The organism is Symbiopectobacterium sp. RP, assembly GCF_050472005.1.
In the GTDB taxonomy this organism is placed as follows: domain Bacteria; phylum Pseudomonadota; class Gammaproteobacteria; order Enterobacterales; family Enterobacteriaceae; genus Symbiopectobacterium.
The window spans coordinates 554,190-576,480 of sequence record NZ_JBGOGS010000001.1 but is presented as its reverse complement, the minus strand read 5'-3'; the positions used below and the strand labels follow the sequence as shown (position 1 = coordinate 576,480).

General features: G+C 49.2%; 20 protein-coding genes, 1 tRNA gene and 10 pseudogenes. 16 read left to right on the top strand and 15 right to left on the bottom strand.

Features of this window, described 5'->3' with window-relative positions; translation table 11 throughout:
• Positions 1-5: 5 nt before the first annotated feature.
• The 3 genes and pseudogenes from ACD630_RS03660 to ACD630_RS03650 all read left to right on the top strand — a co-directional run.
• Positions 6-371 carry an IS630 transposase-related protein gene (locus ACD630_RS03660; protein WP_430358155.1) on the top strand — a complete coding sequence of 122 codons (366 nt, stop codon included), beginning with the start codon at positions 6-8 and terminating at the stop codon, positions 369-371.
• Positions 295-828 (top strand): IS630 family transposase, encoded by a 534-nt coding sequence (locus tag ACD630_RS03655; RefSeq protein ID WP_430359877.1) that lies wholly within the window; start codon positions 295-297, stop codon positions 826-828. The genes ACD630_RS03660 and ACD630_RS03655 overlap by 77 nt, the downstream gene beginning before the upstream one ends.
• Positions 829-849: 21 nt before the next feature.
• A pseudogene (locus tag ACD630_RS03650) lies at positions 850-1,140 on the top strand (transposase); the annotation flags it as partial.
• Here ACD630_RS03650 and ACD630_RS03645 read toward each other — a convergent pair.
• From ACD630_RS03645 to ACD630_RS03635, 3 genes and pseudogenes are all read right to left on the bottom strand, one after another.
• Positions 1,131-1,310 (bottom strand): hypothetical protein, encoded by a 180-nt coding sequence (locus ACD630_RS03645; protein ID WP_430359876.1) that lies wholly within the window; start codon positions 1,308-1,310, stop codon positions 1,131-1,133. The pseudogene ACD630_RS03650 and the gene ACD630_RS03645 overlap by 10 nt on opposite strands.
• A gap of 25 nt (positions 1,311-1,335) precedes the next feature.
• Positions 1,336-1,701, bottom strand: a complete 366-nt coding sequence (locus tag ACD630_RS03640; RefSeq protein ID WP_430358155.1) for an IS630 transposase-related protein — start codon at positions 1,699-1,701, stop codon at positions 1,336-1,338.
• 77 nt (positions 1,702-1,778) lie between these two features.
• Positions 1,779-2,743, bottom strand: a pseudogene (locus tag ACD630_RS03635) (IS256 family transposase); the annotation flags it as partial.
• 88 nt (positions 2,744-2,831) lie between these two features.
• On the opposite strand from ACD630_RS03635, the pseudogene ACD630_RS03630 reads away from it, so the two are divergent.
• Both ACD630_RS03630 and ACD630_RS03625 read left to right on the top strand, forming a co-directional pair.
• Positions 2,832-3,607 (top strand): annotated as a pseudogene (locus ACD630_RS03630) (terminase TerL endonuclease subunit); the annotation flags it as partial.
• 231 nt (positions 3,608-3,838) lie between these two features.
• Positions 3,839-4,762: an IS5 family transposase gene (locus ACD630_RS03625; RefSeq protein WP_430358154.1), complete on the top strand. Its 924-nt coding sequence runs from the start codon at positions 3,839-3,841 to the stop codon at positions 4,760-4,762.
• Between the two features lie 131 nt (positions 4,763-4,893).
• Here ACD630_RS03625 and ACD630_RS03620 read toward each other — a convergent pair.
• Positions 4,894-5,232: pseudogene (locus tag ACD630_RS03620) on the bottom strand (hypothetical protein); the annotation flags it as partial.
• Between the two features lie 100 nt (positions 5,233-5,332).
• On the opposite strand from ACD630_RS03620, the gene ACD630_RS03615 reads away from it, so the two are divergent.
• Together ACD630_RS03615 and ACD630_RS03610 are read left to right on the top strand one after the other, a co-directional pair.
• On the top strand, positions 5,333-5,731 hold the full coding sequence (locus ACD630_RS03615) for a hypothetical protein (protein ID WP_430358153.1): 399 nt from the start codon (positions 5,333-5,335) through the stop codon (positions 5,729-5,731).
• A gap of 59 nt (positions 5,732-5,790) precedes the next feature.
• Complete coding sequence (locus ACD630_RS03610) at positions 5,791-6,477, top strand: transposase (RefSeq protein WP_430358152.1); 687 nt, start codon at positions 5,791-5,793, stop codon at positions 6,475-6,477.
• 373 nt (positions 6,478-6,850) lie between these two features.
• Here ACD630_RS03610 and ACD630_RS03605 read toward each other — a convergent pair.
• Together ACD630_RS03605 and ACD630_RS03600 are read right to left on the bottom strand one after the other, a co-directional pair.
• Positions 6,851-6,926 (bottom strand) — tRNA-Ile (locus ACD630_RS03605).
• A gap of 382 nt (positions 6,927-7,308) precedes the next feature.
• Positions 7,309-7,452 (bottom strand): annotated as a pseudogene (locus ACD630_RS03600) (IS110 family transposase); the annotation flags it as partial.
• Between the two features lie 39 nt (positions 7,453-7,491).
• Here ACD630_RS03600 and ACD630_RS03595 point away from each other — a divergent pair.
• The 3 genes from ACD630_RS03595 to ACD630_RS03585 all read left to right on the top strand — a co-directional run bounded on the left by ACD630_RS03595 (position 7,492) and on the right by ACD630_RS03585 (position 11,008).
• Positions 7,492-8,826 (top strand): hypothetical protein, encoded by a 1,335-nt coding sequence (locus tag ACD630_RS03595; protein WP_430358151.1) that lies wholly within the window; start codon positions 7,492-7,494, stop codon positions 8,824-8,826.
• A gap of 120 nt (positions 8,827-8,946) precedes the next feature.
• Positions 8,947-9,987, top strand: a complete 1,041-nt coding sequence (locus tag ACD630_RS03590) for an IS481 family transposase (protein WP_430358150.1) — start codon at positions 8,947-8,949, stop codon at positions 9,985-9,987.
• A gap of 103 nt (positions 9,988-10,090) precedes the next feature.
• Positions 10,091-11,008, top strand: coding sequence for an IS5 family transposase (locus ACD630_RS03585; RefSeq protein WP_430358149.1), 918 nt, complete (start codon positions 10,091-10,093; stop codon positions 11,006-11,008).
• A gap of 85 nt (positions 11,009-11,093) precedes the next feature.
• Here ACD630_RS03585 and ACD630_RS03580 read toward each other — a convergent pair.
• A pseudogene (locus ACD630_RS03580) lies at positions 11,094-11,702 on the bottom strand (IS110 family transposase); the annotation flags it as partial.
• Between the two features lie 92 nt (positions 11,703-11,794).
• Here ACD630_RS03580 and ACD630_RS03575 point away from each other — a divergent pair.
• On the top strand, positions 11,795-12,616 hold the full coding sequence (locus tag ACD630_RS03575; protein WP_430358148.1) for an IS630 family transposase: 822 nt from the start codon (positions 11,795-11,797) through the stop codon (positions 12,614-12,616).
• Positions 12,617-12,676: 60 nt separating this feature from the next.
• On the opposite strand, the pseudogene ACD630_RS03570 reads toward ACD630_RS03575, so the two are convergent.
• The 4 genes and pseudogenes from ACD630_RS03570 to rpsU form a co-directional block, all read right to left on the bottom strand.
• Positions 12,677-12,934 (bottom strand): annotated as a pseudogene (locus ACD630_RS03570) (IS110 family transposase); the annotation flags it as partial.
• Between the two features lie 116 nt (positions 12,935-13,050).
• Entirely contained in the window at positions 13,051-14,898 is a 1,848-nt protein-coding gene (gene rpoD, locus ACD630_RS03565) for an RNA polymerase sigma factor RpoD (RefSeq protein WP_430358147.1), read from the bottom strand.
• A gap of 220 nt (positions 14,899-15,118) precedes the next feature.
• The gene (gene dnaG, locus ACD630_RS03560; RefSeq protein ID WP_430358146.1) at positions 15,119-16,864 is read right to left on the bottom strand and encodes a DNA primase; all 1,746 of its coding nucleotides are present in this window, start codon (positions 16,862-16,864) and stop codon (positions 15,119-15,121) included.
• A 137-nt stretch (positions 16,865-17,001) separates the two neighbouring features.
• Complete coding sequence (rpsU, locus tag ACD630_RS03555) at positions 17,002-17,217, bottom strand: 30S ribosomal protein S21 (protein WP_001144069.1); 216 nt, start codon at positions 17,215-17,217, stop codon at positions 17,002-17,004.
• Between the two features lie 227 nt (positions 17,218-17,444).
• Here rpsU and tsaD point away from each other — a divergent pair, with 227 nt between their 5' ends.
• Positions 17,445-18,458, top strand: coding sequence for a tRNA (adenosine(37)-N6)-threonylcarbamoyltransferase complex transferase subunit TsaD (gene tsaD / locus ACD630_RS03550; protein ID WP_430358145.1), 1,014 nt, complete (start codon positions 17,445-17,447; stop codon positions 18,456-18,458).
• A gap of 64 nt (positions 18,459-18,522) precedes the next feature.
• On the opposite strand, the gene argR is transcribed toward tsaD, so the two are convergent.
• The 3 genes and pseudogenes from argR to ACD630_RS03535 all read right to left on the bottom strand — a co-directional run.
• Complete coding sequence (argR, locus tag ACD630_RS03545; RefSeq protein WP_430358144.1) at positions 18,523-18,993, bottom strand: transcriptional regulator ArgR; 471 nt, start codon at positions 18,991-18,993, stop codon at positions 18,523-18,525.
• A gap of 71 nt (positions 18,994-19,064) precedes the next feature.
• Positions 19,065-19,196 (bottom strand): hypothetical protein, encoded by a 132-nt coding sequence (locus tag ACD630_RS03540; protein WP_430358143.1) that lies wholly within the window; start codon positions 19,194-19,196, stop codon positions 19,065-19,067.
• A gap of 29 nt (positions 19,197-19,225) precedes the next feature.
• A pseudogene (locus tag ACD630_RS03535) lies at positions 19,226-19,345 on the bottom strand (transposase); the annotation flags it as partial.
• Between the two features lie 161 nt (positions 19,346-19,506).
• On the opposite strand from ACD630_RS03535, the pseudogene ACD630_RS03530 reads away from it, so the two are divergent.
• From ACD630_RS03530 to ACD630_RS03520, 3 genes and pseudogenes are all read left to right on the top strand, one after another.
• A pseudogene (locus ACD630_RS03530) lies at positions 19,507-20,046 on the top strand (IS256 family transposase); the annotation flags it as partial.
• Positions 20,047-20,203: 157 nt separating this feature from the next.
• Complete coding sequence (locus ACD630_RS03525; RefSeq protein ID WP_430358142.1) at positions 20,204-20,644, top strand: IS630 transposase-related protein; 441 nt, start codon at positions 20,204-20,206, stop codon at positions 20,642-20,644.
• Entirely contained in the window at positions 20,557-20,997 is a 441-nt protein-coding gene (locus tag ACD630_RS03520; RefSeq protein WP_430359875.1) for a transposase, read from the top strand. Before ACD630_RS03525 ends, ACD630_RS03520 begins: the two co-directional genes overlap by 88 nt.
• A gap of 21 nt (positions 20,998-21,018) precedes the next feature.
• On the opposite strand, the pseudogene ACD630_RS03515 reads toward ACD630_RS03520, so the two are convergent.
• Positions 21,019-21,453: pseudogene (locus tag ACD630_RS03515) on the bottom strand (pyridoxal-phosphate dependent enzyme); the annotation flags it as partial.
• 289 nt (positions 21,454-21,742) lie between these two features.
• Between ACD630_RS03515 and ACD630_RS03510 the strand changes: the two are divergent.
• Entirely contained in the window at positions 21,743-22,204 is a 462-nt protein-coding gene (locus ACD630_RS03510) for an Lrp/AsnC family transcriptional regulator (RefSeq protein ID WP_430358141.1), read from the top strand.
• Positions 22,205-22,291: the final 87 nt, after the last annotated feature.

The following is a 22,291-nucleotide window of genomic DNA, read 5'->3' as shown; positions in this document are numbered from 1 at the left end:
TTTAAATGAGCTATTCAATTGATTTTAGACGTAAAGTGATATCTACACGGGAAGAAGAAGGGTTGAGTATCCGAGAAACAGCGAAGCAATTTCGGATTGGCTCTGCCTCTGTATCGCGTTGGATTAATCAAATAGCGTCAAAAGCATCGACCACGCGTCAGCGAAAGAGCGATAAATCCGAGTGGATAAAAGATGTTGAACCATATCCAGATGCTTACCAAAAAGAACGTGCAGAGCGTTTTGGCGTTTGTCAGAAGGCCATTTGGCACGCTCTTAAAAAGCTGGGATTGACCTATAAAAAAAACTCTACGTCATCCGAAAGCCGACGAAAGCGCCCGGCAAGCATTTCAACAAAAAATACAACAGTATGAAAAAGAAGGTAAACCTATTGTTTTTATTGATGAAAGTGGTTTTCCACACGATCCCCCACGGACTCACGGCTATTCCCCAAAAGGTCAACGGTGTTTTGGCCTGAAGAACTGGGGAGCCAAGGGAAGAACAAATGTTATCGGCGCTTTATTAGGCACAACGCTGTTTGCTATCGGATTATTTGATATCAATATTAACAGCGATGTTTTCTATTCCTGGGTCACACAAGTCCTTATCCCAGTACTCCCTAAAAACAGGGTAATCGTGATGGACAATGCAACTTTTCACAAAAAACATAATATTCAACAAGTCATCATCGATGCAGGGTATATGGTGGAGTATTTGCCTACATATTCGCCAGATCTTAACCCCATTGAGCATAAATGGGCACAAGCAAAAAGCAAAAAAAGAGAGAGTGGTTGCGATACAGAGATTTTGTTCTCAGTCCATATGGTGTAATCAAAATTAAGTCGCTTGGCTATAAACCGGAGCTGGCAGTCAAACTGGGCCAACCTGTCGACATTCTTCTCGTACCCGCAGGAACTTCGCAAGGTAATCTACACGACGAACGCTATAGAATCACTGAACAGCGTGCTCCGGCATGCAATCAAAAAACACAAGGTGTTCCCGACTGATGACTCGATGAAGAAGGTCGTATGGCTGGCAATCTAGGTGGCATCACAGAAATGGACGATGCCCTTACAGGACTGGCGTATGGCAATGAGTCGCTTTATTATCGAGTTCGGTGACCGCTTTGACGGTCACTTCTGAGGAAAGGCATTTACACAAAATCTTAAACAGGCTCGCGTTGTGCCTAATAAAGCGCCGATAACATTTGTTCTTCCCTTGGCTCCCCAGTTCTTCAGGCCAAAACACCGTTGACCTTTTGGGGAATAGCCGTGAGTCCGTGGGGGATCGTGTGGAAAACCACTTTCATCAATAAAAACAATAGGTTTACCTTCTTTTTCATACTGTTGTATTTTTTGTTGAAATGCTTGCCGGGCGCTTTCGTCGGCTTTCGGATGACGTAGAGTTTTTTTTATAGGTCAATCCCAGCTTTTTAAGAGCGTGCCAAATGGCCTTCTGACAAACGCCAAAACGCTCTGCACGTTCTTTTTGGTAAGCATCTGGATATGGTTCAACATCTTTTATCCACTCGGATTTATCGCTCTTTCGCTGACGCGTGGTCGATGCTTTTGACGCTATTTGATTAATCCAACGCGATACAGAGGCAGAGCCAATCCGAAATTGCTTCGCTGTTTCTCGGATACTCAACCCTTCTTCTTCCCGTGTAGATATCACTTTACGTCTAAAATCAATTGAATAGCTCATTTAAATAATGTAATCAAAATTAAGTCGTTTATCTATATCTGCGGATAGCGGTGATCCCATGTCCCACCGAACGTCTACAGCGCCTGAAGCGCGGCCTCTTCGGTTGGAGCATGATACACTGCTTTGAGGTCGCGTGTTACCGCCTTATATAGCCAACCGAAATTATTTTGATAACAGCCAGCTATGCTTTTTTTGCCGCATATCAGGGTATCTGTTGTAATCATTTTTAAGTCGGTTGGCTATAGTCCTTCCAGGCAACGAAGCGCAGACTGTTGCGCACCATGTGCACGATGCACAACTGGATGCGGGCTTCCGGGTAGACCGTGTTGATGCCATCCGGGAACCCTTTCAAGCCGTCCACACAGCCAATGAGGATGTCGGTCAGGGCACGGTTTTTCAGTTCTGTCAGCACGTTCAGCCAGAACTTTGCGCCTTCATTTTCGGCCAGCCACATCCCCAGTAGCTCTTTCTGGCCTTCGATATTGATACCCAGCGCCAGGAACACAGACTTATTGATAACGCGGCTGTCCTGCCGGACTTTCAGAACGATATAGTGAAGGTAAACAATGGGATAAACCGCATCCAGGGGGCGATTTTGCCATTCAACAACCTGCTCCATAACGGCATCGGTGACCTTCGATACCAAGGTGGGTGAGACATCCGCGTCATACAGTTCTTTGAACGCAGCGGCAATTTCGCGGGTGGTCATCCCTTTGGCATGCAACGATAAAATCTGGTTATCCATCTCAGAGAGCCGGGTCTGGTTCTTCTTCACCAGTTGCGGTTCAAAGGAACCATCACGATCACGTGGTGTACGCAGTTCCAGCGGACCATCGCCGGTGCTAACAGTCTTTGTGGAGTAGCCATTGCGCGTGTTAGTTCCAGATTTGGACTGGGGCTTCTCATGCCCGAGGTGATGGGTCATTTCAGCATTAAGGGCAGCTTCAATGCAGATCTTTTTCAGCAGGCGATCAAACTGGTTGAGAGCGTCAGGGGTTTTGAGATTTTTGGCCAGCTCGTTAGCCAGAGCCTGTATAGCCAAGCGACATTATTTTGATAACAATTAGCTGTATTTTTTTTGCCACATATCAAGGGCATTGGCTGTAATCATTTTTAAGTCGGTTGGCTATACCATCCAGAAAGCGCGGGGCATTCCTTCGCAGTGGGTGAAAATGCTCACCAAGCGGTTTAACGTCTGGTGTCAGGGCGAAACGCCGTGGATGGGCGCGGGAGCCGGGCAGTCCTGCAACGCCGATTACACAGAGAAAGATTTGCACGGCCTGGAGTGTTACGCCGGGCTTGACCTGTTCTCTACCGGGGATATCGCCAGCGTTTGCTATACCTTCCCCCTTGGCCGGGAGCTACTGCTTTTAACCCGCCATTACTTGCCAGAAGCGCAGCTACAGAACGTTGCCAACAAAAACCGGGCTATCTATCGCCAGTGGGCGAAAGCGGGCTGGATAAGCAGCACAAAGGGGGATTGCATCGATTATGACCGTATCCGCGATGACATTCTGCGGGATGCGGAGCGATTCGGGATCACGCTGGTGGGCTTTGATACCTAGAACGCCACCCACAATTTACGCACCCAGCTACAGGGCGCAGGGCTGGACGTCGAGCCATTCCCACAAACCTATATGCGGTTCAGTCCGGTGGCGAAGTCAGCAGAGGTATTCGTTAACCGCCGTGTTATCCGGCATAACGGCGATCCGGTGCTGGCCTGGGCGATGAGCAATGTGGTGATGGAGACGGACGCTAACGCCAACATTAAGCCGAACAAGAAGAGATAGACCCCGCCGTCGCGTTCCTGATGTCGTTTGGTACGTGGCAGGCAGAGCATGAAGATTTTGCGTTTGATATGAGCGAAGAGCAGCAGCAAAGACTTGCTAAATTTATGGGTACTTAACAGGAGAACACGCGATGAAATCAACAGTAAGGGGGGGCATGATGGATCAGAAATCTATTGATGAGGTTCTTGGCGAGATGGCCCGTATACAGGGGCATGAGCTTAATGGACAAGACAGGCTGATGATCCGTTCTCGCATATCATCAACATTGGCAGGGCTTTGTTGAATAAATAGAACTTTTGGGTAATCATCGGAGCAGAGCAAGACAGCTGTTTCAAAATCAGGTCTCCATGGCAAAACAAAATTTTAAAATCACCAACTGGCCCTCTTATAACAAGGCCCTCAAGCAGCGCGGTTCTCTAACCGTATGGCTAGATGAATCAGCCATTGCTGCATGGACGGAAAAAAACACTACTGAACGGCGTGGACGACCGCTCCACTACTCAGATATGACCATCACCACAGTCCTGATGATGAAACGCGTGTTTGGCCTTTCATTGAGGGCTTTACAGGGCTTTGTTGACTCGATTTTTAAACTGATTAAATTGTCGCTCCATTGTCCAGACTATTCGCTGCTCAGCAAGCGAGCAAAGACAGTGAACATCAGCATAAAAACGCCAACCCGTGGTGAAATCTCACATCTGGTCATTGATGGAACCGGCCTGAAGGTCTTTGGCGAAGGCGAATGGAAAGTCCGGCAGCATGGTGCCGACAGACGCAGGGTATGGCGTAAGCTGCACCTGGCAGTAGACAGTGTGACGCATGAGATTATCTGTGCGGATTTGTCGCTCAGTGGTACGACTGATGCCCAAGCTCTACCGGCGCTGATAAACCAGACCCACCGGAAAATCAGAGAGGCATCGGCTGACGGCGCTTACGATACAGTTTACTGCTATGATGCTCTGGTGAGGAAGAAAATAAGGCCGCTTATCCCGCCACGAAGGGGGGCGCAATATTGGCAAGATCGCTACCACGAGCGTAACCCCGCTGTTGCAAATCAGCGCATTAGCGGTAGTAACGATATCTGGAAAAAGAAAGTGGGCTATCACCGGCGCTCAGTGGCTGAAACGGCCATGTTCCGGTTCAAAAAGCTTCTGGGTGGTCATCTAAGTCTGAGAGACTACGATGGTCAGGTGGGTGAAGCCATGGCCATGGTCAAAGCGCTTAACCTGATCACGCTATTAGGAATGCCGAACAGTATTCGCATCACGTAACAATCGACCCGTATGGGGCGCAGTCGTTACAAGTTCTGATTTATTCAACAAAGCCCATTGGCAGCCAAAAAACGTCATCGCCAGCGGATGAATGCGCCGGAATACCAGTGGAAGAAACCCGCGCCACGGCGCTAACCAACCCGCACCGCTTCCCCGTCGATAGGCTCACGCTTCCCGTCTTCATCGCGCACCACCATACCAGATCCGGGTAGACCGTAGCGGGAACAGTTACACCAAACGCCCGCAGAATCCGCCGCACCCTGTGTCGTATCCTGCCGCCGTTCGTAGCTGGTGGACTTTTCCAGCATCCCATCTCTTACCATTCCCTCCAACGTCCTGCGGGTTGATTCCTGCATGTGACGCTTGCCGAATGACCCTATGCCGTGGAGCAGGTAGGCCAGCCCGGACACATCGAATGGCGGTCGGCCAATTTCACTCGTTGCCCATTCCCGGTTGTCCGGTTCGAAGTATAGCCAACCGACTTAAAAATGATTACAACAGATACCCTGATATGCGGTAAAAAAAGCATAGCTGACTGTTATCAAAATAATGTCGTTTTTATATATTACGTTGCTGCATGATCTCAACTTATCCATCGGCGGGATTGATGCCCGCCTTAACCGGCGTTATCAGCGTCTGGTTAAGCAACACATGACTCCCGCATCACCATTGGCGTCAGCCGTTAAAGACCTTGCCTGCGCGCAGAAAACAACATTCGCCACTACTCAGGCCGTTTGGCGTTTTTTTAATAATGAACGTATTAGCTTCAGTCAGCTCAATGAACCGATTATTTCGCTGGCTCTCCGGCAGGTTGCACTTAGCCCGCATCCATACGCTCCCGTCGTTCACGACTGGTCTCATTTACAGTTTCGTACCCACAATGGGAAAGAAGAACGTTTGAAAATGACGCATGGTGGCGACGTCGGTTATGAACTACAAACCAGCCTACTGCTAATGGTTTACCAATAGCGCCCCTGTCTCAAACTCTAACCGATAGGGCGGGTCGTCGTTCAACGCTAACCGAGGGCTTGTCTGAGAGTCTGACTCATATGGATGCTTTGACAGCTGATATCGCCCGCGTTGAGTCTCTTGATAGCGGGAAGAAGTTAGTTCATCTCATTGACCGTGAAGGTGACTCTATCGGGCATATGCGCACATTAAGCTCCCAGGGAATATGTTGGCTTATCCGGGGAAAGGAAGGGCATCGGGCCGAGTGGGGCGGTGACACCCGTAAAATTGGTGAAATTGCAGACGATCTGCCATTTATCGCAAACGGACAGGTTGGCTGGAAAGGGAAAAAAGCCAATATGGAGATCGGGGAAACATCCGTGATCATAACGCGAACAGCAAAAGCGAAGCGGAAAGACAAGAACACCGGACGGCGAGTGAAAGTTCAGCCAGGCGTAGCTCTGACACTCAGATTAGTTGTGGTTCGCCTTACCAATACTCACGGTAAATTTATCGGACGCTGGACGCTGCTCACAAACGTTAGCAACGAGCTCACCAGCGCGGAAGTCGCTCGCTGGTATTACTGGCGCTGGGGTATTGAATCCTTTTTTAAGCTGCTAAAAGGTGCCGGTCATGATGTAGAAAAATGGCTTCAGCGCAGTGCTGGTGCACTGCTACGCAGGTTATTGATAGCTAGCATGGCATGTGTGCTGGTATGGCGGCTGCAACGCGCTGAAGGAGACGACAATGCGGCAGCCGTCAGTTAATTTGCCGATTATCCGGACGACAACAAAAACGAGGGCGTAAAGAAAGCGCCCCAGCGCTGCTTGCCGGACTATCCATCCTGCTAAATACCTTGACGTTATTAGCAGACTATACCCCGGAAGAACTTGCCCACTTAGCTATGGTGGTTTTTAACCCTTTATGATGTGTAGATACCTATGAAGTCAAGGAGAGGCTTTTTTTCGTAGGATGAAACATTAAGTCTCCCCATATGTAACCGGATATTGTCAGGTGGCACATACATTAAGGTCGCTCATGAGGCCTTTCTAATACTTGCTGGTACCTGGCTGCGGTATCCTATGGGTATCCTACAAAAAATCAAGGAGTCACGCTATTAACGTAACTCCCTGTTTTATATGGTGGCCCCTGTTGGGTTTGAACCAACGACCAAGCGATTATGAGTCGCCTGCTCTAACCACTGAGCTAAGGGGCCATGTGGGCGTGAATTATACGGTAACATGGCGGGGCAGGTCTAGAGCAACGTTGCCCGTATGCTGGTTTTGTATGCAGCCTAGCCCGTTGTTATCGTTATAATTACCATAAAAATCTATGGTCACCCCCGTTTTTGCAACACAGATTTTGATTTATGATGGGCTTGCGTAAATCTATTCGGCGTCTGGTGGGCATTAATGCCCGCGCCACGATGAGTTCCACACCTGCCGAACCTTAAGAAGCCCTCGGCTTCATAGAGCCATTTTTTATGTCAGGTTCATCAGCAGGCCGATATGCCGTTCATGTCATCAATTATCTGTCGTCGCAAAACCAGAAAGTAATCTGTTAACTCACTGAGCCAGCGATTTTTTTCGGTGGCTCTTTTATTTGCTGAACGCCGCCTGATGGACTGTCACCGCCCAAGCTATCCGCGCAAGTTTGTTCACCAGCGCACACGCCACTACATTCGAGTGATGGCTGACAAGCTGCTTTATAGCCCACTCTGCCAGACGCCCTGGGTTGTGTTCATAGGTATCTACACATCTTTTGCAATATCTGCTATTACGTTGCTGCATGATCTCAACTTATCCATCGGCGGGATTGATGCCCGCCTTAACCGGCGTTATCAGCGTCTGGTTAAGCAACACATGACTCCTGCAGCACCATTGGCGTCAGCCGTTAAAGACCTTGCCTGCGCGCAGAAAACAACATTCGCCACTACTCAGGCCGTTTGGCGTTTTTTTAATAATGAACGTATTAGCTTCAGTCAGCTCAATGAACCGATTATTTCGCTGGCTCTCCGGCAGGTTGCACTTAGCCCGCATCCATACGCTCCCGTCGTTCACGACTGGTCTCATTTACAGTTTCGTACCCACAATGGGAAAGAAGAACGTTTGAAAATGACGCATGGTGGCGACGTCGGTTATGAACTACAAACCAGACTACTGCTTGATGCTGCAAATGGTTTACCAATAGCGCCCCTGTCTCAAACTCTAACCGATAGGGCGGGTTGTCGTTCAACGCTAACCGAGGGCTTGTCTGAGAGTCTGACTCATATGGATGCTTTGACGGCTGATATCGCCCGCGTTGAGTCTCTTGATACCGGGAAGAAGTTAGTTCATCTCATTGACCGTGAAGGTGACTCTATCGGGCATATGCGCACATTAAGCTCCCGGGGAATATGTTGGCTTATCCGGGGAAAGGAAGGGCATCGGGCTGAGTGGGGCGGTGACACCCGTAAAATTGGTGAAATTGCAGACGATCTGCCATTTATCGCAAACGGACAGGTTGGCTGGAAAGGGAAAAAAGCCAATATGGAGATCGGGGAAACATCCGTGATCATAACGCGAACAGCAAAACCGAAGCGGAAAGACAAGAACACCGGACGGCGAGTGAAAGTTCAGCCAGGCGTAGCTCTGACACTCAGATTAGTTGTGGTTCGCCTTACCGATACTCACGGTAAATTTATCGGACGCTGGACGCTGCTCACAAACGTTAGTAACGAGATCACCAGCGCGGAAGTCGCTCGCTGGTATTACTGGCGCTGGGGTATTGAATCCTTTTTTAAGCTGCTGAAAGGTGCCGGTCATGATGTAGAAAAATGGCTTCAGCGCAGTGCTGGTGCCCTGCTACGCAGGTTATTGATAGCTAGCATGGCATGTGTGCTGGTATGGCGGCTGCAACGCGCTGAAGGAGACGACAATGCGGCAGCCCGTCAGTTAATTTGCCGATTATCCGGACGACAACAAAAACGAGGGCGTAAAGAAAGCGCCCCAGCGCTGCTTGCCGGACTATCCATCCTGCTAAATACCTTGACGTTATTAGCAGACTATACCCTGGAAGAACTTGCCCACTTAGCTATGATGGTTTTTAACCCTTTATGGGCTTTGTTGAATAAATAGAACTTTTGGGTAATCATCTGTATTAGTCGCGACTAGATCTGACACTGGACCTTGAAAGGTTGAGAGTTACCGGTTTTGATATGGGTGTCTAATCCTTAAACAAAACGCGAGGTAACTCTCATGCTTTATACTAACAATCCCATTATCAAACACAAAGCCGGCCTGCTCAATCTCGCCGAAGAACTCGGTAACGTATCAAAAGTCTGCAAGAGCATGGGCGTGTCACGCGATACATTTTACCGTTATCAGGAACTGGCTGCTGAAGGCGGCATTGATGCGCTGGTTAACCAGAACCGCCGGGTTCCGAACCTGAAGAACCGCGCCGACGAAACCACTGAACGCACGGTTGTTGATTATGCTATTGAGTTCCCGCCCCATGGGCAGCACCGGACCAGTAATGAGCTGCGTAAAAAAGGCGTGTTTATCTCCGGCAGCGGCGTGCGCTCCATCTGGCAACGACACGACCTGGAGAACTTCCGTAAACGCCTGAAGGCGCTTGAGGAAAAGGTCGCCAGAGAAGGCATTGTCCTTACCGACGCTCAAATCGCAGCCCTGGAGAAGAAGGCGCACGATGATGAGGCCTGCGGTGAAATCGAGACGGCACATCCCGGGTATCTGGGCTCGCAGGACACCTTCTACGTGGGCAATCTGAAGGGGGTGGGCCGTATCTACCAGCAGACGTTCGTGGATACGTACTCGAAAGTGGCGCACTGCAAGCTGTATACGAATAAAACACCGCTCACCGCCGCCGACCTGCTCAATGATAGCGTACTCCCGTTCTACGAGGCTCAGGGACTGCCGGTGCTGAGAATACTGACCGACAGGGGTACGGAGTACTGTGGTAAAGTGGAGCAGCATGATTATCAGCTTTATCTGGCTATCAACGATATCGAGCATACGAAAACGAAGGCGATGTCTCCGCAAACGAACGGCATCTGCGAGCGCTTCCATAAAACCATTTTGCAGGATTTTTATCAGGTTACGTTCCGCAAGAAGTTATATGGAGACCTGGAAAGCCTGCAGGTAGATCTGGACAACTGGTTGTGGCATTACAATAATGAGCGAACTCATCAGGGAAAAATGTGCTGCGAGCGTACGCCGATGGCCACTTTACTCGATGGAAAACGGATCTGGGCAGAAAAGAATCTGAACCAGATGTAATCTGATAGACACCTGTATAAATAATCAGTAACTGTCAGATCAGGTCTGAGCTAGTACAAATCATCGGAGCAGATCAACACAGTTGTTTCAAAATCAGCTCTCCATGGCAAAACAAAATTTTAAAATCACCAACTGGCCCTCTTATAACAAGGCCCTCAAGCAGCGCGCTTCTCTAACCGTATGGCTAGATGAATCAGCCATTGCTGCATGGACGGAAAAAAACACTACTGAACGGCGTGGACGACCGCTCCACTACTCAAATATGGCCATCACCACAGTCCTGATGATGAAACGCGTGTTTGGCCTTTCATTGAGGGCTTTACAGGGCTTTGGTGACTCGATTTTTAAACTGATTAAATTGTCGCTCCATTGTCCAGACTATTCACTGCTCAGCAAGCGAGCAAAGACAGTGAACATCAGCATAAAAACGCCAACCCGTGGTGAAATCTCACATCTGGTCATTGATGGAACCGGCCTGAAGGTCTTTGGCGAAGGCGAATGGAAAGTCCGGCAGCATGGTGCCGACAGACGCAGGGTATGGCGTAAGCTGCACCTGGCAGTAGACAGTGTGACGCATGAGATTATCTGTGCGGATTTGTCGCTCAGTGGTACGACTGATGCCCAAGCTCTACCGGCGCTGATAAACCAGACCCACCGGAAAATCAGAGAGGCATCGGCTGACGGCGCTTACGATACAGTTTACTGCTATGATGCTCTGCTGAGGAAGAAAATAAGGCCGCTTATCCCGCCACGAAGGGGGGCGCAATATTGGCAAGATCGCTACCACGAGCGTAACCACGCTGTTGCAAATCAGCGCATTAGCGATAGTAACGCTATCTGGAAAAAGAAAGTGGGCTATCACCGGCGCTCAGTGGCTGAAACGGCCATGTTCCGGTTCAAAAGGCTTCTGGGTGGTCATCTAAGTCTGAGAGACCACGATGGTCAGGTGGGTGAAGCCATGGTCAAAGCGCTTAACCTGATCACGCTATTAGGAATGCCGAACAGTATTCGCATCACGTAACAATCGACCCGTATGGGGCGCAGTCGTTACAAGTTCTGATTTATTCAACAAAGCCCCCTTTATGATGTGTAGATACCTATGGGTTGTGTTCCAGCCGCTGCATAAACACCCGCGCGCATTGCACCAGCCGCCGTCGTAGATTCTTGTCACCCCGCTTGCTGATGCCCATCAGTGTCGTCTTCCCACCCGTGCTGTACTGGCGGGGAACCAGACCTGTCGAAGCCGCAAAATCACGGCTGCTGGCATGGTTTTTACCATCCCCCAGGGGGGTGGCTAACAGGCTCGCTGTTATCGGCCCGACGCCGGGAATGGTCAGCAGGTGTTGGGCAGTTTCATCCTCCGCAAGGTGGGTTTTCAGTTCCTTATCGATTTCATCAATTTCCCCGTTGAGGTAAATATACTGGCTGTGAAGTCTGCTCAGAGCCCTTGCCAGATAAGGTGGGAAGTCATTTTCTTCCAGCACCGCGGCCAGACGCCGTATCACGGCAATACCGCGAGGCAGACTGACACCGAACTCCAGTAAAAAAGCGTGCATCTGGTTGGTGGTTTTAACGCGTTGCCGTATCAGCGAGCCACGGACCCGATGTAGGGCAGCCATTGCCTGCTGGTCTTCCGTGCGGGGTTTTACAAAGCGCATGGAGGGGCGGGAAGCTGCTTCGCAGATAGCTTCTGCATCAACAAAATCGTTCTTGTTATAGCCAACCGACTTAAAAATGATTACAGCCAATGCCCTGATATGTGGCAAAAAATATAGCTAAACGACTTAATTTTGATTACATTATTTAAATGAGCTATTCAATTGATTTTAGAGGTAAAGTGATATCTACACGGGAAGAAGAAGGGTTGAGTATCCGAGAAACAGCGAAGCAATTTCGGATTGCCCCTGCCTCTGTATCGCATTGGATTAATCAAATAGCGTCAAAAGCATCGACCACGCGTCAGCGAAAGAGCGATAAATCCGAGTTGATAAAAGATGTTGAACCATATCCAGATGCTTACCAAAAAGAACGTGCAGAGCGTTTTGGCGTTTGTCAGAAGGCCATTTGGCAAGCTCTTAAAAAGCTGGGATTGACCTATAAAAAAACGCTACGTCATCCGAAAGCCGACGGAAGCGCCCGGCAAGCATTTCAACAAAAAATACAACAGTATGAAAAAGAAGGTAAACCTATTGTTTTTATTGATGAAAGTGGTTTTCCAGATGATACCCCACGGACTCACGGCTATTCCCCAAAAGGTCAACGGTGTTTTGGGCTGAAGAACGGGGGAGCCAAGGGAAGAACAAATGTTATCGGCGCGTTATTAGGCACAACGCTGTTTGCTATCAGATTATTTGATATCAATATTAACAGCGATGTTTTCTATTCCTGGGTCACACAAGTCCTTATCCCAGTACTCCCTAAAAACAGGGTAATCGTGATGGACAATGCAACTTTTCACAAAAAACATAATATTCAACAAGTCATCATCGATGCAGGGTATATGGTGGAGTATTTGCCTACATATTGGCCAGATCTTAACCCCATTGAGCATAAATGGGCACAAGCAAAAAGCAAAAAAAGAGAGAGTGGTTGCGATACAGAGATTTTGTTCTCAGTCCATATGGTGTAATCAAAATTAAGTCGCTTTGCTATACAGCTAATTGTTATCAAAATAATGTCGCTTGGCTATACTCTTAACAAAAGGGCGAACGAACTGTGGGGAAATCAACTTTGCCTCATAGCCTAAATCAGCGACTCGGCGAGCCATGAAGTGTGCACCGCCGCAGGACTCCATCACCACGCTCGCCGCCTTGCAGGATGCAAGAAAATGAATCAGCTGAGTGCGGAAAAACTTTTTACGCAGCAGCGCATGACCTTTTTCGTTCTGACAGTGAACGTGGAAGGAATATTTACCGAGATCGATACCAATAAGTGTAACGTTTTGCATGATGATCCCCTTCAGAAAGAAAAACACCCTGTTAGCGTACCGCTCACAGGGTGGGGGTGACCATCTCATTAAGCCCCCAATGTTGAGGGCTTTTTCCTATTTCCATTTAGATGCTGTTAATCATCCAAGAAACTGCGCAACACTTCAGAACGACTTGGGTGACGCAGCTTGCGCAGCGCCTTGGCCTCAATCTGACGAATACGTTCACGCGTAACGTCGAACTGTTTGCCCACTTCTTCCAGCGTGTGGTCGGTGTTCATGTCGATACCGAAACGCATACGCAGTACTTTGGCTTCGCGCGCCGTCAGGCCAGCCAGTACATCGTGGGTGGCTGAACGAAGGCTCTCTGACGTTGCAGAGTCCAGCGGCAGTTCCAGCGTGGTGTCCTCGATGAAGTCGCCCAGATGTGAATCTTCATCATCACCGATCGGTGTTTCCATGGAGATCGGCTCTTTAGCGATCTTCAGCACCTTGCGGATCTTGTCTTCCGGCATCAGCATGCGTTCGGCAAGTTCCTCTGGCGTCGGCTCACGGCCCATTTCCTGCAACATCTGACGCGAAATACGGTTCAGCTTGTTAATCGTTTCGATCATGTGAACAGGAATACGGACGGTACGCGCCTGATCGGCGATAGAACGAGTGATCGCCTGACGGATCCACCAAGTGGCATAAGTAGAAAACTTATAGCCACGACGGTATTCAAACTTGTCTACGGCCTTCATCAGGCCGATGTTACCTTCCTGAATCAAATCTAGGAATTGCAGACCGCGGTTGGTGTACTTTTTGGCGATAGAAATCACCAGACGCAGGTTCGCCTCGACCATCTCTTTCTTGGCGCGGCGTGCTTTGGCTTCACCGATCGACATGCGACGGTTGATGTCTTTCACCTGCTCGATAGTCAAGCCGGTTTCTTCTTCGATCTGATGCAGCTTCTGCAAGCTGCGCTGCACGTCTTCTTCCACTTCAACCAGCTTCTCGCTCCAAGGCTTGTTCATGGCTTTGGCGGCGGAGAACCAGGTGTCATTGGTTTCGTTACCGGTGAACAGCGTGACGAAGTTTTTCTTCGGCATTTTGCACTGTTCAACGCAGAGTTTCATGATCAAACGCTCTTGCGTGCGAACGCGATCCATCATGGTACGCATGCTGTTGACCAAGAAATCGAACTGTTTCGGCACCAAACGGAACTGCTTGAAAATGTCAGAGAGCTTCAGGATCTCTTCCGCGGCCTTAGCGTGGTTACGGCCATGGGCTTTGATTGTTTGACGTGTGACTTCGTGCTGTTCACGCAGCTCGGTAAATTTCTGACGTGCCAGCTCTGGATCGATGCTGTTGTCTTCTTCTGCATCGTCGTCGTCTTCGTTCTCCTCGTCGTCATCATCGTCATCGTCCATCTCTTCGCTGGACAATTCAGAGCCGACGTGGGTTGCGGTAGGCGCAAGATCTTCTTCGGCGTTAGGATCGACAAACCCGGTGATCAGATCGGAAAGGCGGCTTTCTTCGGCCTCGACGCGATCGTATTGTTCCAACAGATAAGTGATCGCTTCAGGATATTCGGCAACAGAACACTGAACCTGGTTGATACCGTCTTCGATCCGCTTGGCGATGTCGATTTCACCTTCGCGGGTGAGTAACTCAACGGTGCCCATTTCACGCATGTACATGCGTACCGGGTCGGTAGTACGCCCAATTTCGGACTCTACACTTGAGAGCACCTGAGCAGCAGCTTCTGCGGCATCTTCATCAGTGTCAGACGTAGTTTCTGCCAACAGCAGGTCATCCGCATCCGGTGCTTCTTCCATCACCTGGATGCCCATGTCATTAATCATTTGGATGATGTCTTCGATCTGATCGGAATCGATGATATCTTCCGGCAGATGGTCATTGACCTCAGCATAGGTCAGGTAGCCTTGCTCCTTACCACGGGTGACAAGTAGCTTCAGCTGTGACTGCGGGTTTTGCTCCATAAGACAGTATCCACACTTCAGAGTATTAGGTTGGTGTCGGTCGGCATAATTATACCGGTCATCTTTCACGATGCAGGTGCCTTTCGCTCGCCTGTTCGTTGAAAGCTATTGGGTATAGCCAACAATAACATTTGGGGTATTTCTTCTTCTCGCCGCAGCCCCTTCTAGCGGCTTTGGTAGGGCTTCACCCTGCTGGTTATCGGCAATTAAGCCTCTGTAATCAGTTCGTTCTTGTAAGCGCCTGGTTCAGCATGTGCACCTCGTTACGTTCTTCTGCGGTCAACCCCCGCAAACGTGACTGTGCTATCAATGATTCCAGCCGCTCCTCTAACATATGGTTATACAGGGTAGTCAAGGTATCGATAAACGTCTCTTCTACCTTGTCCTCAACGATCATGTGGTTCCAAGTTGCCATGGTTTCAAGCTGTGAGCCTGATTTATTCTCCCGGTAAAGCTCCAGAAGCTGCCCCGTTGTCAAACCGGGCTGCGCATGGCACGCTTTCACCAGCTCAATAAACAGTGGCACACCGGCCATCTTCGATGCTGCCAACCCCTCCGGGGCCTTCACCAATGCTGCCAACTGCGGATTTTGTACCAGCAACCCTATTAGTATACGCATAGTTGTGCGTTTTAGTTGGGACGGCTGGTAAGGCTGCGCCTGTTCTGCCGTTTTTGGCAGCAGTTTATCCAGTTGGCGATCGTCAAGAATCCCCAGTTTGTTGCCGAGCTGTTGACGTAGATACAGCCGCAGAGTTTCTCCCGGCACCTGAGCAATCAACGGCAATGCATCTCTTCCGAGCTTGGTTCTGCCCTCCGGCGAGCTCATATCCACTTGCTGTTGCAGGGTATCAAACAAGAACGTGGAGAGCGGCAGTGCCTGCTCCATCCTCTGTTCAAACGCTTGTTTACCCTCTTTACGCACCAGAGTATCCGGATCCTCTCCATCAGGGAGAAACATAAAGCGCAACTGGCGACCATCATTCAAATAGGGTAGCGCCGTTTCCAAGGCGCGCCAAGCTGCATCTCGGCCTGCGTGGTCACCGTCATAGCAGCAAACCAGCTGATCGGTAACGCGGAACATCATTTGAATATGGTCTGCGGTCGTGGCAGTGCCCAGTGACGCGACGGCATAATCAATACCGAATTGCGCCAGCGCCACCACGTCCATATAACCTTCAACCACAAGAAGACGTTTTAGTTCCGTGTGATTTTGTTGCGCTTCGTAAAGGCCATACAATTGGCGGCCTTTATGAAAAATTTCAGTTTCCGGCGAGTTCAGGTATTTGGGCAATCCGTCTCCCAACACGCGCCCGCCAAAGGCGATAACGCGGCCGCGCTTATCGCGGATCGGGAACATGACGCGCTCACGGAAGCGGTCATAGGTACGTCCTTGCTCATTTTTAACCAGCATCCCCGCATCGCTCAGGGTTTCACGATCTTCATCGTGACGACCAAAGCGCTTTAATACGTTGTCCCACCCGGCAGGAGCGAAGCCAATAGCGAAGCGGCGAATCACTTCCGCACTCAGGCCGCGTTGTGCCAGATAACCTTGGGCGGCTGCCGTTGGCTGGTTTAACGCCTGTTGATAAAACTCGCTCAGTTGCCCCATCAGTTCATACAGGCTTTGACGCTGATGGCGTTCAAGCGCTGTGGTGCCCGTGCCGGATTCATAAGGCACTTCCAGACTGTGCATGGATGCCAATTCTTCGATACTTTCAACGAACTCCAAGCGATCGTAGTTCATTAAAAAATCGATGGCATTGCCGTGCGCGCCGCAGCCAAAGCAATGGTAAAACTGCTTATCACCGTTTACGGTGAAAGACGGGGTTTTCTCATGGTGAAACGGACAGCACGCGTGAAAGTTCTTGCCCTGCTTCTTGAGCTTCACGCGCGCGTCGATCAGATCGACGATATCAGTGCGTGCCAGCAGGTCATTGATAAAGACGCGTGGGATTCGTCCAGCCATAAGCCCCTGTTTTTAATACAAATAAACGATAGCTTATAAACGACAACGAGCCGCACTTCCTTTCGGAAAGCACGGCCTTCGTATGCAACTGCCAAGTCTGCGGATTAATCACGCGGTGGAGGCCAGGCCTCCAGAAATTAATACAGACGAGTGCGGCGTGCGTTTTCTCGAGCCAGTTTCTTCGCGTGACGTTTCACCGCAGAAGCTTTAGCGCGTTTACGTTCGGTTGTCGGTTTTTCATAGAACTCACGACGACGAACTTCAGCTAAAACCCCCGCTTTTTCACAGGAACGTTTGAAGCGACGCAGCGCTACATCGAACGGCTCGTTTTCACGTACTTTAATTACCGGCATGTGCCTCTCACCTTAATAATAATTCGGTATGTGCTGGCCTTGTGCCAGCCTTTTCAAAAATGGTGCGGAATTCTACTGCAAACGTGATGCGCTTGTAAAGCATTGCGGCGATCATAAAACACCCAACGCGCACGCAGAGCAGAAAATCCAAACCGATAATGGTAGACTATCTGTTGTATGGAGCAAGTGGATGTCGGCTTGCGTGGCAACGAACGTTAGGTAGAACGATGCGCATATTGGGTATTGAAACCTCCTGTGATGAAACCGGGGTGGCGATTTATGACACGGATGCCGGGTTATTGGCTAACCAACTGTATAGCCAAGTAAAATTACATGCTGATTATGGCGGTGTCGTGCCGGAGCTGGCCTCGCGCGATCACGTGCGTAAAACGGTTCCTCTGATTCAGGCTGCCCTGAAAGAGGCGGATTTGTCCGCATCGGACATCGATGGTGTAGCCTACACTGCCGGACCTGGACTGGTGGGCGCATTGTTGGTCGGTGCAACGGTCGGGCGTGCGCTGGCATTTGCCTGGGGCGTGCCGGCGGTTCCGGTTCACCACATGGAAGGGCATTTGCTGGCTCCGATGCTGGAAGATAATCCGCCGGAATTTCCTTTTGTCGCGCTATTGGTTTCTGGCAGTCACACGCAGTTAATCAGCGTCACTGGCATCGGTGAATACCGGTTGCTGGGAGAATCTGTTGACGATGCCGCTGGTGAAGCTTTTGATAAAACGGCAAAGCTGCTGGGACTGGATTACCCGGGAGGTCCGATGTTGTCCAAACTGGCACAGCGTGGCAATGCCTCACGTTTTACCTTTCCTCGCCCGATGACCGACAGACAAGGGCTGGATTTTAGCTTTTCTGGTTTGAAAACCTTTGCCGCCAATACTATTCGCGCCAATGGCAATGATGATCAAACCCGTGCTGATATTGCGCGCTCGTTTGAAGATGCGGTGGTTGATACGTTAGCGATAAAATGTCGTCGAGCGTTGGATGAGACCGGCTTTAAACGTCTGGTGATGGCTGGCGGCGTCAGTGCCAACCGCACGCTGCATGCTCGCCTGACAGAGATCATGGCTAAACGGGGTGGGGCGGTGTTTTATGCGCGGCCTGAGTTTTGTACCGATAATGGCGCGATGATTGCCTATGCGGGCAGTGTGAGGCTGTTACACAATCAAAGTCAGGAATTGGGCGTGAGCGTGCGTCCACGTTGGCCATTGGCTGAGTTGCCTGCCGTTTGACCCAACACCACGCCAGATACCTTCATCTGGCGTGAGTCACTACGTCAGCAATCTTGGTGGGGCGCTACAGTTCTTGTTCGAACAATGTCAAAATGGCGTCGAACAACTGCTTAACGCTAAAGCCGCGTGCTGGCGTGCTGAAAATGGTGTCATCCCCGGCAATGGTGCCCAGAATCCCTTCTGATTTCCCCAGTGAATCCAGCAACCGAGCGATCAATTGCGCAGCACCCGGACTGGTGTGAATAACCACAACAGCATCGTTATAATCGACATCCAGTACCAGATTTTTCAGCGTGCTGGTGGTGGTGGGTACACCCAGTTCTGCGGGGAGGCAATAGACCATCTCCATTTTGGCATTGCGCATGCGCACTGCGCCAAATTTAGTCAGCATACGTGATACTTTTGATTGGTTTATATTTTCAAAACCGTCGTCTTGTAACGCCAACACGATCTCGCTTTGAGAACTAAACTTCTCTTCCTTTAACAGCGCCTTGAACGCTTTGACCAAATCTTCCTGTTTCGTGGAGTTACGCATTCTGCACCGTGTGTTGTGATCGTTGATGCGTGCATTATGCAGTTGGGTGAATTTTTATGCAATATGGGAACTTAAAGAAGTGACTCGGTAGTGGGCAGTACGATATAGACAAGCGACTTAATTTTGATTACACCATATGGACTGAGAACAAAATCTCTGTATCGCAAGCACTCTCTCTTTTTTTGCTTTTTGCTTGTGCCCATTTATGCTCAATGGGGTTAAGATCTGGCGAATATGTAGGCAAATACTCCACCATATACCCTGCCTCGATGATGACTTGTTGAATATTATGTTTTTTGTGAAAAGTTGCATTGTCCATCACGATTACCCTGTTTTTAGGGAGTACTGGGATAAGGACTTGTGTGACCCAGGAATAGAAAACATTGCTGTTAATATTGATATCAAATAATCCGATAGCAAACAGCGTTGTGCCTAATAAAGGAGCCTGTACACGAGATTGTGTAATTGCCTGATTTTGATATGTTCAATCTAACATCAAAAGCAGGTTACTTTATGGACGAAAAACAGTTACAGACTCTGGCTAACGAGCTGGCCAAAAATCTCAAAACCCCTGACGCTCTCAACCAGTTTGATCGCCTGCTGAAAGAGATCAGCGTTGAAGCTGCCCTTAATGCTGAAATGACCCATCACCTCGGGCATGAGAAGCCCCAGTCCAAATCTGGAACTAACACGCGCAATGGCTACTCCACAAAGACTGTTAGCACCGGCGATGGTCCGCTGGAACTGCGTACACCACGTGATCGTGATGGTTCCTTTGAACCGCAGCTGGTGAAGAAGAACCAGACCCGGCTCTCCGGGATGGATAACCAGATTTTATCGTTGTATGCCAAAGGGATGACCACCCGCGAAATTGCCGCTGCATTCAAAGAACTGTATGACGCGGATGTCTCACCCGCCCTGGTATCGAAGGTCACCGATGCCGTTATGGAGCAGGTTGTTGAATGGCAAAATCGCCCCCTGGATGCGGTTTATCCCATTGTTTACCTTAACTGTATCGTTCTGAAAGTCCGGCAGGACAGCAGTGTTATCAATATAGCTAAACGACTTAATTTTGATTACATTATTTAAATGAGCTATTCAATTGATTTTAAACGTAAAGTGATATAGCCAACCGACTTAAAAATGATTACAACAGATGCCCTGATATGCGGCAAAAAAGCATAGCTGGCCGTTATCAAAACAATGTCGCTTGGCTATATCTACACGGGAAGAAGAAGGGTTGAGTATCCGAGAAACAGCGAAGCAATTTCGGATTGGCCCTGCCTCTGTATCGCGTTGGATTAATCAAATAGCGTCAAAAGCATCGACCACGCGTCAGCGAAAGATCGATAAATCCGAGTTGATAAAAGATGTTGAACCATATCCAGATGCTTACCAAAAAGAACGTGCAGAGCGTTTTGGCGTTTGTCAGAAGGCCATTTGGCAAGCTCTTAAAAAGCTGGGATTGACCTATAAAAAACTCTACGCCATCCGAAAGCCGACGAAAGCGCCCGGCAAGCATTTCAACAAAAAATACAACAGTATAAAAAATAAGGTAAGCCTATTGTTTTTATTGATGAAAGTGGTTTTCCACACGATACCCCACGGACTCACTGCTATTCCCCAAAAGGTCAACGGTGTTTTGGCCTGAAGAACGGGGGAGCCAAGGGAAGAACAAATGTTATCGGCGCTTTATTAGGCACAACGCTGTTTGCTATCGGATTATTTGATATCAATATTAACAGCGATGTTTTCTATTCCTGGGTCACACAAGTCCTTATCCCAGTACTCCCTAAAAACAGTGTAATCGTGATGGACAATGCAACTTTTCACAAAAAACATAATATTCAACAAGTCATCATCGAGGCAGGGTATATGGTGGAGTATTTGCCTACATATTTGCCAGATCTTAACCCCATTGAGCATAAATGGGCACAAGCAAAAAGCAAAAAAAGAGAGAGTGCTTGCGATACAGAGATTTTGTTCTCAGTCCATATGGTGTAATCAAAATTAAGTCGCTTGGCTATAGTGTCCGTTCAGTTCACGAGCCAGTTGCTCCGATGCCGCATAGATCTGGCTGGATTGCTCAACGAAGTGGCAGTGTCCACCGTAGAAGGCAATCTGCTCCACTTTGCGCTTGGCTGTACAACTGGGCATAACGGCAATAAAAGGCAGGCCTAACAGACGAGCAAAATAGGATGCCGGGCTGGTGGTGCTGCCGAAAGACGCTTCAATAATGGGGGTGCCTTCCTTAATCCAGCCGTTGCACAAGCCATAAAGAAACAGCGATCGTGCCAGACGATGTTTCAAGCTGCCGCTTGGGTGCGTGCTTTCATCTTTGAGATAGAAGTAAATCCCTGGATAGTGCGGTAACGTCAGGCGAATCAGATGGGTATCGGCTGAACGCTGAAAATCCGCTTCTATCGCGCTAATGGCCTGTTTCACCCATGCCGTTGTCATGATATTGCTCTCTTTACCTGTTTTGCATTTATAGGGATAGCCTATCTGGTTTTGCGGAAAAAAAAGGGTTGTTTTTTTAACTTCAATTGATTGTTGAAAGGGGTTTTTTTCTTTTTAATTGCTTTATTGGGGGGTGTTTTCTCCCATATTGGGTTTTTATGGAAATTAGTCTGTTTTATGGCTCTGGCGAAGGATGATAAAAGGAAAATCAGCGGGTTTTTCCGCACTTTGGTTGCCTTTTCATTCTGTTGCGCGTGAAATAGGGGAAAAATGATTCTGGAATGCCGCTATGCTGGATAAAATCGATCGTGCGCTGCTTAACCTGTTGCAACACGACTGCACCTTGTCGTTGCAAACGCTGGCCGATGCAGTGCATTTGACATCGACCCCCTGCTGGAAACGTCTAAAACGTCTGGAAGAAGAGGGCTACATCCGTGCTCGCGTTGCGCTGCTGGATAACGAACGTCTGGGGCTTGGGTTGACGGCTTTTGTATTATTAAAAACGCAGCAACACAACAGTGCCTGGTATGAAAAATTTTCCCAGGTGGTGTCGGATATGCCTGAAGTATTGTCATTTTATCGCATGGCGGGAGAGTACGATTACTTGATGCAGGTTCAGCTCGCCGACATGAAAAGCTATGATAATTTTTACAAACGTCTGGTCAGCGGCATTCCTGGGCTGATTGATGTGACCTCCAGCTTTGCCATGGAGCGGATAAAGCACACCACCGCACTCCCGATCGTGCCATGATGGATCTCCTCTCTGAGATTCTGCTTTCGGGCCAGCGCCAGCGCTGTTCAAAACGTTAAGGTTTTGTCCTGCAAACCGAATTATTTC

Bases quoted from the DNA above. Each gene is read 5' to 3' on its own strand.
- ACD630_RS03585 (WP_430358149.1), top strand. From the start codon at position 10,091: ATGGCAAAACAAAATTTTAAAATCACCAACTGGCCCTCTTATAACAAG.
- ACD630_RS03625 (WP_430358154.1), top strand. From the start codon at position 3,839: ATGGCAAAACAAAATTTTAAAATCACCAACTGGCCCTCTTATAACAAG.
- ACD630_RS03660 (WP_430358155.1), top strand. From the start codon at position 6: ATGAGCTATTCAATTGATTTTAGACGTAAAGTGATATCTACACGGGAA.
- ACD630_RS03575 (WP_430358148.1), top strand. From the start codon at position 11,795: ATGAGCTATTCAATTGATTTTAGAGGTAAAGTGATATCTACACGGGAA.
- ACD630_RS03640 (WP_430358155.1), bottom strand. From the start codon at position 1,701: ATGAGCTATTCAATTGATTTTAGACGTAAAGTGATATCTACACGGGAA.
- ACD630_RS03540 (WP_430358143.1), bottom strand. From the start codon at position 19,196: ATGGGCACAAGCAAAAAGCAAAAAAAGAGAGAGTGCTTGCGATACAGA.
- rpoD (WP_430358147.1), bottom strand. From the start codon at position 14,898: ATGGAGCAAAACCCGCAGTCACAGCTGAAGCTACTTGTCACCCGTGGT.
- ACD630_RS03510 (WP_430358141.1), top strand. From the start codon at position 21,743: ATGCTGGATAAAATCGATCGTGCGCTGCTTAACCTGTTGCAACACGAC.
- dnaG (WP_430358146.1), bottom strand. From the start codon at position 16,864: ATGGCTGGACGAATCCCACGCGTCTTTATCAATGACCTGCTGGCACGC.
- argR (WP_430358144.1), bottom strand. From the start codon at position 18,993: ATGCGTAACTCCACGAAACAGGAAGATTTGGTCAAAGCGTTCAAGGCG.
- ACD630_RS03590 (WP_430358150.1), top strand. From the start codon at position 8,947: ATGCTTTATACTAACAATCCCATTATCAAACACAAAGCCGGCCTGCTC.
- rpsU (WP_001144069.1), bottom strand. From the start codon at position 17,217: ATGCCGGTAATTAAAGTACGTGAAAACGAGCCGTTCGATGTAGCGCTG.
- tsaD (WP_430358145.1), top strand. From the start codon at position 17,445: ATGCGCATATTGGGTATTGAAACCTCCTGTGATGAAACCGGGGTGGCG.